Raw genomic sequence first — 12,138 nt, 5'->3', positions numbered from 1 at the left:
TAATTCAAAAATGAACCGGTCCGGCGGCGCGCCCAGAGTTTTGGGCGCGCCGCCGGCGCTTTGGCTCGTTACTTCGTTTCGATAAGGACCGCGCGGACCATGCGCCGGTAAGCGTATTTATCCGTCGTCTCGTTATACTGTTCGCAGGTCAGCAGCGTAATCCAGCTGCCGGTCTTCGGCGTCAAGACTCGATCGACCGCCGTCGCCAATACGCGTTCCGACTCGCGGACCTCGTACGTATACGTCATACCGTACGCTTCAATCGTGAAGCGGTCGCCGTAGACAAGGTCCTTCAACCCCGCGAACGGACCCGGGTTATTGTACGCGTCCCAGACGTGCGCCGTGATGACGCTGTTTCCATCCCAGGTCGGATACGCGCTTTCCTCAAGGTACCCGGCTTGATGCGGATCCAGCCAGGTCACGTCCCAGTTCTTGCCGCTCTTCGGAATCCCGACGATCGACAGCGTCTGGTTCATCTTCGGAATCCGCAGCGTCAATTCAGACGGCGCGTACAGCTTCGCGGCCGGCTGGTCCGGAAGGGCGGTTACAACGCCCGGCGTAAAGCCGGTTCGCGGCAGCCCGATGTCCGTGAATCCCGGGATATCCGGGTCCGGAATATCCGGATTATCGTCCGCGCCCCACTTGCGGTTAACGAAGGTACAGAGGATCGTTTCGCCCGGATCCAGCCCATAGTAGGCGGACATGGTATAGAATTCGGCGCGCGTCTCCGTTGGCCCGATGATCCCGCGCTCGACGCAGGTGACGCGGTGCTTCGACCATTCGTCATGCGGCATTTCGATCGCCTGGTGCTGCTTCCCGTCCGGAACGACGTCGGTCCGGATCAGGTATTCGCCGTGGCTGATTTCGCCCGACAGGATCCCTTCAAAGCGGAACTTATCGCCCGTGTTCGCCGGGATCGTCTCCTTCTTAAGCATGATCGTATTCGGCGGGACGTTGACGAACGTGAGCGTCACGACTTCGCTGTCGATCGCAGTGAATTCCGCCTTCGTCTCCGCGCCCGTGTCGTTCAGCGAGGTCAGCGGCCGCCGCCCGATGATCGAGCTCGTCGCAATGACGTCGATCGTCGTCCAGCCGGTGACGTTCGTCTGCGTGATCGAGAAGTCGCCCGGAGCGACCTCCTGAACGTTCGGTTCCGACGTCGTCGATAAATCGAACGGCCCGTAACCGACGCCCGTCACGTCGTAATGATACAGCGGGAACATCGGAATATCCGGATTCGGATACGTAACGTTCTTGACGACGATCTTCGACGCGCGCAAGTTGCGCAGCTGGATTATACAGCGGATGTCTTTCTCAACCGGCATCGGCTTGATTTCAAATTCGCCGGTCGCCCTTCCGAAGACATCGCGCTTGAGCTCGACCGACAGGTTCACGTCGTCGTTCGGATCGCTGCTGTCGTACGGGCGCATCAGGCAGCTCGCGCCTTCCACGCGCCAGCGTTCGAGATCGAGCATGTCGATCCGGACCTGATGCGGAATGACCGCCAGGTCTTCGCGGAAGAGCTCCTTCGGATACGTCGCGTCGCCGTCGTTGTTGTCAATCGACTGCCGGTCGCTGAGCCCTTCGCCGTTGGTAATCACGAGCGGGAAGACGTCATACGACAGCGGCGTCGTTGACACGCCGACGTAAATCCGGCTGAGCCGCTGGTTGGTAACCGTCGCCCCGTTTTCAATCTTATAGTAGCCCGGAGCGGTCCAGTCCGCGCCGTGCGCGTCGACTTCCCTGACCGAGAAGACGTAACTCTCGCCCCGGATCGTCGTCAGCTCGACGTTCTGCCAGGTGACCGTGCCGGTCCCGGACGGGACCTGCTTGATTTCGCCTTCCGGAAGCGGGACCTCTTCGGGAGGATTCTCACCGACCTGCCGGTACAGCTTCAGCCAGACCGTCGGGCGCGGGTCCGAACCGCGGCCCCAGAGCTTCCGTCCGTCGATATCGCCGCGCGGGATGACGTACTGGTTCGTCATGTTGGTCCCGGCTCCGATCTTATCGTAGTTGTCCGGTTTCCAGTCGTTCCCGGCGCTGTCGACCTCGAGGACGCGGAACTGATACGGCACCCCGTTGTTGTCGAACTCGTCAACGTTATCCCAGACGGCCTTGGTGTCCGGATGCGTCACGGCAACCGGCGCCGTTCCCGGGACCGCTTCCCAGGTATTTCCGTCTAACGACCGTTCGGGCTTGAGCCAGATTGTCGGGCGCACGCCGTTATTCGCGAGCTCGCCGTCAACCCAGGTCTTCTTCCCGATAACCGTCCGGTGCGGCGATTCGTATCGGTTCGTAATCGATAAGTTATTCGGACCGCCGGCCACGATCGGCTTTTCCGTCGTCCCCGGTGTCGGCTTTTCCACGTACGGCGCAGGCGCGCCGCCCGGCTGCTCGATCTTGCAGCGGACCGGATGACCGTCGTCGTCCGTGATCGGGACCTGGACCGTCGCCGTCGTGACCGGATGAACATAGGTTGTCGTTTCTTCCTTAACTACCACCCCGTTCGACGTACAGGTCAGCTTCGTCTGCGTCGTCGGTTTGGCCGGCGGACCGCCTTCCCAGATAATTTCAATATCGACCGGCGTCGTCGGGATCTTGAAGCGGTTCGTCACCGTCTTCACCTCGTCCTTCGAGTTGTCGATCGAGACCAGCTCGAACGCCGGGATCGACGCTTCATCTTCCTCGACGGTATAGATATATTTCTGCCCCTTGTGCGTCATGTCGGGAACGCCTTCAATCGTCTTTTCCCAGCGGTCCCCGTTATCCGCGGGCGGGGTCAGCGTCACCAGATTCGCGCCCGGCCCCGGGTACGGGATCCTGCTGCCGGGAACCCCTTCGATCTCCTGATAAACCCAGATGTTCAGCGAAACCGGACGCGCCGTCTTCCCGTTTTTCCAGATCTTCACGATCTTCATCTTACCGTCGTCCTGATTCGGATCAAGCTCCACCGGCGGGTTGGGCGGATTCGGCTCCTTGTCCGGCGGATTATCGTCCCAGTTGATCAGCGGCGGCCTGAAGCTGTTCGCTATCGTATACGCTTCCCCCAGCACGTTAGACGGATGCCAGAACCGTTTATCCAGCTGCGATTCATCTTCCTTAACCCAGTAGACATATTCTTCCCCGGCCTGATTCGTCTTCGGGACGCACCAGTGCTGCGTCAGGTTTTCAGTATCCGGATTCGAGATCGACAGCGGCAGCTGCGGGGTGAACGTCAGTGGATTCTCCCGCTTGCAGTCCGTGCCGGGCAGGCTTCCCGTAAGCGCGTTGGCAGGAACCTTTACTGCCGCGCTGTCGGGTTGGCTGAACCTCTTCCAGTACAGCGTAATCTGGACCGGGCTCCGCAGCAGCTGACCATCATTCCACCTCTTTGTAGCGTCAATATCGATCGTCGGCGGAACGTAGCGGTAATGGACATGCATCGGATCGACGTGGTCCGGACGCGGACCCGGCCCCTCGCTCTCGACCTTATAATCGATACCAGCAGCCGGAAGCGGAGCAGGCGTGTCATGCTTCAGGTAATACTGATACGCTTTTCCGTCCGGATCCGTTTCATTAACCTTGGGGCCATGATAAGGAGCCCAGGGGCCTAACGGATCATCGCTGTCCCAGTGGAAGTCCTGTTCGTCGACGCCATCCACCCACGGGATGCTATTTCCTACATCGCAATCCTCAGTCCCATCCGATTTCTTATGACAGAGCGCTACAGTAATATCCTGATGATGCGCGGCTGAATTTCCGTCGAGCCATTTGATCTTCCCATGGACCTCGATCAGCTTCGATCGATAGGTATTCTTCATTTCCACCGGATTCGCGGTGTTGTTGCCATCCCCGGCGGGAGACACATGCGTCCCCGGATAATTTTCGTGCGCCCAGTCGACCCAGGTATCCGGCGCCGCGCCGGGCATAACCTCGGCCACGCGGAATTCATACTCGCGCGGAGCAGCCTCGTTCGTCGTTTTTTCCAGATTGTAGAAGATCACCGGGTTCGAACCCTGAACCTTCTTGATCCGGGCGTTCGCCTCCGTGTTATCCGGCGGCGGAAGAACCGGAACGTCCTGCCAGGGATCACCAGTCCCCTTCACGTGACGCTGGATCTTGAACCAGACGTCCGGGCGGACGCCGCCGTTATAATACTTCCCGCCTTCCCAGACCTTCTTCGCCCGGAACGTCGTGCTCGGAGCGCGATAAGCCACGTCGACCACCAGGTCATAGTTGTAATCCTGATTCTCCGAGAATCCCGGCGGTGCGACCTTTTCGAAGTGATCCGAACCGCTGTCGCCGATGATCTGCGTAACGACCGCGCTCGCGCCGGTACCGGTGACGATATCGACATAATAAATGTATTCGACCCCATCAGGGTTATATTCCGGCAGGTTGCCGAAGGTGTGCGACCCGGTGTTGCCGGCCCCGCGCGTAACCTCAACCTCAGCAGGCTGAACAGCAGGCGGAATGACGACCTTTTCCGGATTGGCAGGCGCACCATTCGGACCAACCGGCCCGATCCCGCGGTACAGCATCAGCTTCGCCTTACTCAGAACCGGATCAGCGGCAAACGGATCGCCTCCATGCCATTCGACCTCCCCGGTAATCTGGACCACCGAATTATGCGAATCGAAGCGGTTGGTAACCGTCATGCGCTGCGCTGGCGTGAGGAGGCCAAGATCCCCGCGATCGACCTCCACGTAATCGGCCGGAGCGGCCGTTTCTTTGATCCAGTAAATATACGGGATACCGTTCGCGGCCTTATCCGGATACCCTTCCCAGGTCGCCATCAACGTCGGATGATGCAGGGTTTGCTCCTGCGGCGTCGTACCGTCAGCAATATTATTGCAGGAGGTAAAGTCCGGCGCCGAGCTCAACGTCCGGCAGAGCCGCAGCGTAACGTCCGGGCGGACGCCGCCGTTATAACTCGCGCCACCGACCCAGACCTTCGTTCCGATACGGCTCTGCGATGGCGCATGATAGTTGTTCTGAACCGTGACCGGATTGCCGTCGGTATCGCCAGCCTCCTGAGTGTACGGGGCGAGCTCCGCGGGGGTATTTTCTTCAACAATTCTGTAATAGTACTTGTACCCGTACTCAAAGTCGCGGTCCGCCAGCCCTGTCCACTTATTTTTCCATTGATGAGCCGCCTGCGTAGCTTTCAGCAGCGTCACACGCGGATTCACCGGCGCGCCGTCGCGCGTGACCGTGACCTCTTCCTCCGCGCCGCAGTCAGCCGGCGTCGCAGCGCAGTCCGTTCCGTCCGTCTTCTTCCAGCGCCGCTTCAGCAGCAGCTTGATATCAACGTGATCGCTGTCCGCCCCGCCGTTCCAGATCTTCACGCCGGTGACGTTCCCGTCAGCGCCGGGCGTTCCCGGTTCGGGATTCGGATTATCGCCCGGATCTCCCGGATCGTCCGGAACAAGCGGCGGGAGATACTTGTTCTTCACCTTCAGGTCGTCATCCCCAACGTCGACGACGCCGTCCTCATTATCGTCCTTAACTTCCACGAACTCGCCCAGCGTCGCCGGCGAAAGCGCGCCGACGCTGAGTTCATCGATCCAATAGGTAATATCCAGACCGGTCTTCTGGTCCGTCTTCGGCAGGTTCGCCCAGACATGCATCCATTTATGCGTCGCCGCATCGGCCTTCGCCAGCGTGACGTCCGAGGGGACCACAGCCCCGTTGACGTCCCGGATATCGGCACCAATCTCGCACTCATACACAGGCGTCGCGCCGCAGTCGCCGCTCAGGTTCTTCGGCCATTTCCGCCGCAGCCGGATCGTGACGTCGGCGTATCCCGTCGCCTTCCCGCCCAGCCAGTACTTCCGCCCGGCAACTTCGCCGGGGTCATCCGCGGGATTCGGGTGCGGATTCGGATCGTCCGGGTTTTCCGGATTCGTCGGCGGAATCAGCGGCGGCTTATACTCGTTGACGCACGTCAGATCCGCCGGCATACTCTGCCCGCTCAGACAATCGGACTTCCATTCAGGCGACGGATCGGCTTCCTCCTGAACGTGCCAGCTATACTCCTGCCCGGTCGCCACGTCGATCTTGTCAAGCCCGGTCCAGGTGAATTTCCAGGTCGTCTCATACGCCGCCGGGTTCTCCGTAACGGTAACGTCGGCAAGGTTGATCGTCCTCGGACCCACTTCTTTCGTCGCACAGCCCGCGCAAGTACCGACCAGTTTGACCTGGATCGCAGGCTTATCGAGATAAAAACCGCCCTTCCAGATTTTCGTAATTTCTTTATCGACCTGCGGCGACTTAAGCGTATTCACGACGTTGAATTCATACTCGGTCGCGCCCGGACTCACTACGGAATTCGCCGAACCGACCGGCGTTTCAACGACGTTATAGGTATATTTCTTTCCATCCGCGGTATGCGTCTCTAACCCGGTCCAGGTATACGTCCGCGTATCCGCCGGGTTGGTCCCAGCCGGAACGAGCGTCGGACTCGGCGAAACGAACGCCGGATCCTGCGTCCCGCCGACCGACCGCGTCAGCTTCAGTTCGACGTAAACGTGATCCGCCAGCGCACCGCCGACCCAGGTCTTCCTCGCAACGATATCCGTCACCGCCCGCTTCCATTGCGCGGTAAAGATATTCTTGTTGTTCGCGCCCGGGCCCTCGAGCGTCAGCTGAACCGCGTCGCCCGGCTGATATATCGTCCCGTTCGCCCCTTTCCAGCTCTCGAAAACGTAGCCGGTCTTCGGCGTATAATCCGCCTGGCCCGGGCCCGCCCCGATCCCGTACGCGTGATGCGTAATGTTGATCGGCTGATTCGGAAGGTTGATCTCCGCTCCGTTCCCCGCCCCCGGCTTGTAAGTCACCGTTGTCGTCGGGATCCCCGGGCACCACTGCGCGGTCAGGTTCTTATTGTTGTCAACCAGGAGCGTCTCGCCCGGCTGATAGACCCGTCCGCTTCCGTCGCCGTCGACTCGCCAGCCGCAGAACGACTGCCCGGTCGGCGGCGTCAACCCGCCTTTGTCCAGAACAACGGCGTTTGTACCGCTGGTATAGCGCTTGCTGTCGGTCGGCGCCACTCCTCCGGCGCCCAATCCTCCGCTGTACGTAACCCCATAGTCCTTCAGGTTGTAAATCGGATACAGCGTAATCGTATTCTCGCCGACATAATCGTTGGCCAGATCAAATTTAATATAGCTACCGCTGGAGCTCCGGAAATACCAGCCGTCAAAGTCCGCCTCAGTAGTCCCCGTAGGCGGTTCCTTATATGAATTGATCTGAGCCTGCTGCGGCGCATTCAGCTGGGTATTCTGCGGAACGGTCAGGTAGGAACATTGCGTGCTCCCAGCCGCCTTGCAATAGTTCACCCGCGTCGGTTTCAGGATCCATTTTGCGTACAGGATCAGGTCGTGAGCCGGCATTGTCTGCCCGGAAAACGAGTAGGGAGTCCCGACGAAAGCCGGATTATCGTACCAGCCTTCGAAAAGATACGTTTTCCCGCTCTCGACCTTCTCCGTCAGCTCCAGCGCCGCCGCGTGGTTCGCGATCGTATTGGAAATATCCTGCTGATACGGGATATCCGGAACGTTATAAACCGGAGCATGCGCATCAGTGATATTCCGGTGGAACGTAATCTTATAGCTGAGCCGCTGATAATAAATCGTCCCTTCGCAGTATTTTTGAGTGCCAACCGTATGGCAGTTATTTTGTATCTGGTGCCAATGGCAGACGATCCTGCCGTTACCGGAATTACAACCCGTATCGGGAAGTTGACCGCTATACAGCTGTTGAAGCAATGTCGCTTCCGAAGGGAGATGATAGAGGGTAAATCCGGGCGTCGGAATAACACCGTCGATAAATGTGTTGTAAACCATTCCGGCATGCGAATAAACATAACTTTCTTTAATCGCGTTGTAGATGGTCCCGGCGGGCGGCTGATTAGGGCCGTTGCCCTCCACCCCGGGCGCGGCTTCGCGATAATGTTGCGTAAAAATGGTCCCGCTGCTGTAAAGGCCCCAGGCCCACATATTCTCCGCCTTCTGAAGCGGCGCCTCGCTGTACATGTTGCTGCCGTTCTAATACAGCTTCCATATGTAATCTTTCAGCTTCGGATCGTGAAGACCCTTATCAAACGTCGGCGCAGTCGACTGACCATATTTGTACTGCGCGCTCGCGTAAAGATGATAGCTGCTATTTTCGCACTCGGGACCGGGTATCGTGACGCCCGGTGAGTTCGCCGCGCACATCCTGAACGCATAAGTCAGGCGTTTAAAATAAACGCGGAAAACGGTGCTGCCGTCTCCGGCGATCGTCGCCGGTTCGGAGTGATCGAAGACGTACCGCTTCCGTTCGACCGCTTCGTTCTCTTCGGGGAGAGGATCGGCGTCAATAAAATCCGTCGCGTCGTTATAAACCGCCGATCCCTCGGTCGGGCCTGACTTGTTCCGGCTTTCGACGAGAGTATAAAGATCGTCCTCCGCGTTTTCGAGATAGTAAAGGACCTTATAGTTCGCCGTCGCCGGGGTCCAGACCGCGTGCAGCGTCATCGAATTGTTGACCGGCGTCCCGAAGTTGTACGCGGGACCGCCCTCGGTCGCCGACCAATGGCTGAACGTATATCCGGCGCGGGTCGGATCTGGCGCCGGCTTAACGACCGGCTGACCGGCGTTCGGGTACTGCGGTTCGACGTAGGAGCCGCCGTGAGAATTAAACGTGACGATCGAGCCGGGTTTCGTGACGAGATAAAGCGTCGTGTTCTTTGTCGTCGGCGTGCCCACAAGATAAGGCGTCGATCCGCCCGGCGTTTCGGACCAGTGCGAGAAGACCTGAGTTCCGTCCTGGATCGTGTAAAAGACATCGCTGTCGTCCATATGGTTCGCCGGATCGGCCGGATCGTTCGGAACGATCTTCGTTTTGATAACGTTGCCGTTATAAATAAACGTGATCGAGTATGCCGGGACGATCCTGGCGTCGACATTGATCTCCTCCGACATGGGCGGTGGAGTGACGGTCTGGACGCCGAAGGCGATCGGATTTCCAGTTGCCCGATCAACCCAGCCGGTAAAGATCCAGCCCTCCGGGGTTGTCGGCGACTCCGGCGCAACTAAGGTGTCCCCGTTCTTGACGACCTGCGTCTGTTTCCAGTTCAGATCGACGTAAAAATTGTACGTCCGCGTCGGTTCCGGATCCGTCAGGTCCTTCGCCGGCGCGAGCGCGGAAGCGCCCGGCGCGAGCGAAAGCGCCAGCGCCAGGACAACAATGAACGATAACCACTTCTTCAATACAGGATGCAAACTTCTCATTGGACTCCCTCACCCATGTGGTAAATATGTCACGGAAAGCGCGAATACTGCCCGCGGCTTTCCCAATCAAAAATAGGTCTGTTCTGCCAAATACGCGAAAACCCTTTTTCGCGTATCTAAATATACCACACATTCGCCCAGACCGCAATCCGTTTCATGATTTTTCGTCGGGAATCGCCGCGTTTTCCCGCCCGATCCGCCCGCGGGCGGCGCCGGCTTAAAACGAACGAAAACCGGCCCGCACGCACGTCGATTTTTTCAGTATTCTTTCAATTTCATTACCGCTGTTTTTCGCTTTTCCCCGTCCTGATCGTCCCACGCCAGGGGCATAACGAAAAACGGGACCGCGCCTGGCCCCGCCTTCCCCATTTCACCATAAAATCGATCCGTCGATCGGCTTAATTCGTCCTGAACGTTCCGCGCCGGATCGCCGGAGGCTTCGCTCCGTCCGTTTCGCGCGCGTTCGCTTCATTCATATACTTTACCGCCGCCCACTGCCGGTCGCCGATCCGGACCCAGACCGATTCGCGCCGTTCGAGCTCGCCGATAACCTCCCCCTGACGGAGCTGGCCCACGACGGCGTACGCGAGGCTCGGCCCGGAACGAACGTTCAGCGCGTCGCAGCTCACCGCCCACTTTCGCTTCGCGCTCTCCTTCGGCGCGTCCGCTTCGAGAAACGGGAGCGGATCGACCGCCTTTCCTTTGATCCGCAGCTCGAAATGCAGATGCGGACCGGTCGAGAAGCCGCTGCTGCCGCTGAGGCCGAAAACCTGACCGCGTGCGACCGGGGTCCCTGGCGGAAGCGCTGCCGTGAGCAGGTGCGCGTACAGCGTGAGCGACTGGTCCGGATGCAGGATGGTCACATAGATTCCATAACCGCCCTCTTTCCAGTCGGTCGACTGGATAACGCCGTCGGCGGCGGCGAGAAGGGGCGTCCCTTTCGGGAGCGCGAAATCGACGCCAGTATGGCCTTTCGGATCGGTGATCCGTTCGCCGAAGCGCTGCGTAATCGGGTAAGAACCGTCGAATGGATAGGTTAATTTCATGAGAGCCTCCTTAATCTTGCGTGTTGTCATAATCGTCGAGCGGATCCGGCGCATGTCCATATTCGCCGGTGGGTTCTCCGCCGTGGTACTCGCGGTCGACGACGGTAATCATCGCCGCGCTCATCAATAAATCGTCATGCAGCCGCGCCCCGCTCCCCGCTTCGCGCGCCCCGTCGGGCACCGACCATTTCAGCCGCTTCTCCGGGCCGGGAGAAATCTCGCCGCGCGCCGCGCGCAGCTGCGCCAGGAAGGTATCGCGGAAGACGAGCTGATCCTCGTCGCCGGGGCCCGCCAACGCCCCCTCGCGCCAACGGCCCTGTTCTAAAAGCGCTGAAAAATCCCAGCCCAGCGCGCTTTTCGACGATGAGCTGAACATAAATGGACGGACGAGGCTCGGCCCGAACGCGTCGATCAGCGCGGAAACCGGCCCCGCGCCGACGCCGGTCGCGTCCGCGACGATCCGCCCAAGCTGCCAGCGCCTGCCAATTTCGATCAGCCCGGCGGTCTGGTCCGCGAGCGCCCGGTTCAGCCAGACAACGCGCCAGCGGACGAGCCAGACCGGCGCGATCGATTCGCTCTCTTCGTCGTCGATCAGGGACGCGCTGACGATCGTGACCGCCGTCCGGTCGCGCGCGTCCGCTTCGTCGTCCGTTCCCCGGTTCGACGTTTCGCTCGACCCGGCGAAATCCACGAGCATGACGCAGCGCGCTTCCGGATCCGGCTCTCCGGTGTAGCGATGCGTTCCGACGATCCGCGCTATGACCCGCTCGCTGAACAGGCCGATCTGACCGTCGATCGTCTCGCTGAAAAACTGGGTCCGGACGATCGGATGGTCCCGGCCGAGCCGGGCGAGCTGACCCGCGACAAACGCGCCGTACGCCGGAACCTCGGCGGCGACCTCGGGCGCGCTGAGGACGAATGCGCGCCGCTCTTCCTCTGTCTCGGCTGCCCGCGCGCCGGCGAGCTCGCGCGCTAAAAGCGTCTCCGCCGTCCAGGCTGTCCCCCAGAATACGACGACCGCGTTGCGCGCCGCCGCCATCGGGGCGATCTCGCGATCGAATTTCGCCGGTAAAACGTCCTGAGCCTCGTCGACCTCCAGCAGGAGCGAAGCCGTCGCCCCGACGATATTCGCGCCCGCGCTCCCGCTCAGGAACGTGATCGACGCCCGCCCGATCTCGATAATCGCCGCCCCGCGCCGCCGCCAGCGCCCGCGCGTCAGCGGGTGCTTCGTCAGGACCCGTTCCAACCGCCGGACGCTGTTGAGCGCCTGCGGGCGGAAAGTCGGGCTGACCTTAACGATTTCGCCGCCCTCCTGCGAAAATAACGTCAGGAGGTACGCCTCGATCTGCGCCTGAAGCTCGTTCTTTCCGCTTTGACGCGGAAAGAGAACGGCGAACCGTCCGCCGCGATCCGAAAGAACCGCGGACAGGACCGCCCGCGCCGGCGTGAGCTGATACTTCCTGAGCCGGGTCCCGCCCAGCGCCGAAAAAATCGCCGGGTCCGCGAGCGCCGTCCGGAGCGCGTCCCGATCGGGGCCGTCGGAAGAAAACGCCGCCCGCTTCACGCGAAATACGACCGGATCAGCGCCGCCAGCGACATCAGCGCCGAACCGCCGCTGCTCATCGTGGACCAGAAACGGAACTGCGTCACGCCCGTCGACGCGTCGCGGAGCCGCGTTTCATGATCCGCCAGCCGTTTTTCAATCTCGTCGAGCCGCCGCTCGGTCAGCTCGCGCTGGTGCGCCAGCTCGATCCGAAGCCCGGCTAAATCCGCGCGGATCAGGTCAAGAACATGTAAAACCCGGCCCGCCGTTACCGCCTCGCGCCCGTTCATCCGTC

The 12,138-nt window shown here is 60.4% G+C and carries 5 protein-coding genes; all 5 read right to left on the bottom strand.

The features are described 5' to 3' along the window. Window positions 1-68: 68 nt before the first annotated feature. Complete coding sequence (locus BEQ56_04095) at window positions 69-8,015, bottom strand: hypothetical protein (GenBank protein ID AOH42728.1); 7,947 nt, start codon at window positions 8,013-8,015, stop codon at window positions 69-71. Window positions 8,016-8,027: 12 nt separating this feature from the next. Continuing rightward, complete coding sequence (locus BEQ56_04090; GenBank protein ID AOH42727.1) at window positions 8,028-9,233, bottom strand: hypothetical protein; 1,206 nt, start codon at window positions 9,231-9,233, stop codon at window positions 8,028-8,030. Window positions 9,234-9,652: 419 nt separating this feature from the next. Then, window positions 9,653-10,300 carry a hypothetical protein gene (locus tag BEQ56_04085; GenBank protein ID AOH42726.1) on the bottom strand — a complete coding sequence of 216 codons (648 nt, stop codon included), beginning with the start codon at window positions 10,298-10,300 and terminating at the stop codon, window positions 9,653-9,655. A 10-nt stretch (window positions 10,301-10,310) separates the two neighbouring features. After that, window positions 10,311-11,864, bottom strand: a complete 1,554-nt coding sequence (locus BEQ56_04080) for a hypothetical protein (GenBank protein AOH42725.1) — start codon at window positions 11,862-11,864, stop codon at window positions 10,311-10,313. Further along, window positions 11,861-12,133 carry a hypothetical protein gene (locus BEQ56_04075; GenBank protein ID AOH42724.1) on the bottom strand — a complete coding sequence of 91 codons (273 nt, stop codon included), beginning with the start codon at window positions 12,131-12,133 and terminating at the stop codon, window positions 11,861-11,863. The genes BEQ56_04080 and BEQ56_04075 overlap by 4 nt, the downstream gene beginning before the upstream one ends. Window positions 12,134-12,138: the final 5 nt, after the last annotated feature.

The organism is Anaerolineaceae bacterium oral taxon 439 (genome assembly GCA_001717545.1).
Classification (GTDB): Bacteria; Chloroflexota; Anaerolineae; order Anaerolineales; family Anaerolineaceae; genus Flexilinea.
The sequence above is the reverse complement of the archived record's forward strand: the minus strand, read 5'-3'. Positions and strand labels throughout refer to the sequence as shown.